1 protein-coding gene is annotated in these 938 nt (G+C 51.9%); it reads left to right on the plus strand.

Annotated elements, in window-relative coordinates; all coding sequences use genetic code 11:
• On the plus strand, nucleotides 1–842 hold an 842-nt coding region (locus ACOCD2_RS22260), incomplete at its 5' end, for a hypothetical protein (RefSeq protein ID WP_419589707.1).
• Nucleotides 843–938: the final 96 nt, after the last annotated feature.

Consider the following 938-nt stretch of genomic DNA (forward strand, 5'->3'; position numbering starts at 1 on the left):
GGATAACCATGGCGTTATGCTTCCTCCAGGTTTTGCGTGAGCCAGTCGTTCAATATCTGGCGGGTTCGGAACAAAGGATAGCTCCTTTTTGGAATATAATCACATGGTACCCGACAGCTAATCTCAAGCTGGCCCATTGCAAAGATAGAAACTGCGGAGGTAGGACGCTCACGGTTGTCGATGGTCTGCTCGCTGATGTGGGCAAGCACTCATCACTGGCCCTCGATGCTAGCGGTAACCCGGTGATCAGCTATTTCGATGAGACAAACAGAGATCTCAAGCTGGTTCATTGTAACGATCCAGATTGCAGCGGCAGTAAAAGTGTCGTCACGATCGACAGCACTGGCACTGTGGGGATGTTCACTTCCCTCGTCCTGGATGCCAGCGGCGACCCTGTTATCAGCTATTACGACAACATTAACCATGATCTCAAGCTGGCGCACTGCTACGATCCCAACTGCACCGGCGGGGGTGAATCAATCGTCGTAGTCGACAACAATGGATCTGTAGGCAGGTACTCATCTCTGGCCCTGGATGCCATCGGCCAGCCAGTGATCAGCTATTGGGATAATATCAACAAGTCTGTCAAGCTGGTCCATTGCAACGACCCCAACTGTTCTGGCGGTAACGAGTCAATTGTCACGGTCGATATTACCCAAGATTCGTTCTCGTACATCTCACTGGCCCTGGACGCCAGCGGCAACCCGGTGATCAGCTACTTTGGTGGCATCAATGGTGGGCTCAAACTCGCCCATTGCAATGATGCGAACTGCATAGGTAGCAGAACGATCATCATGGTCGATAGTAGTAGCAACAACGCAAGTGTGTCTTCGGCCTCGTGATAGATTTTGGGACATCCCAGTCCCCAAAATCGACTCGGCCTTTGACAACCTATTGGTGCCCCAGCCGTCCTGGTCACCAAGCACTACGCAACAACT

This window comes from Thiolapillus sp. (assembly GCF_048562965.1).
GTDB classification, from domain to species: Bacteria; Pseudomonadota; Gammaproteobacteria; order Chromatiales; family Chromatiaceae; genus Thiolapillus; species Thiolapillus brandeum_A.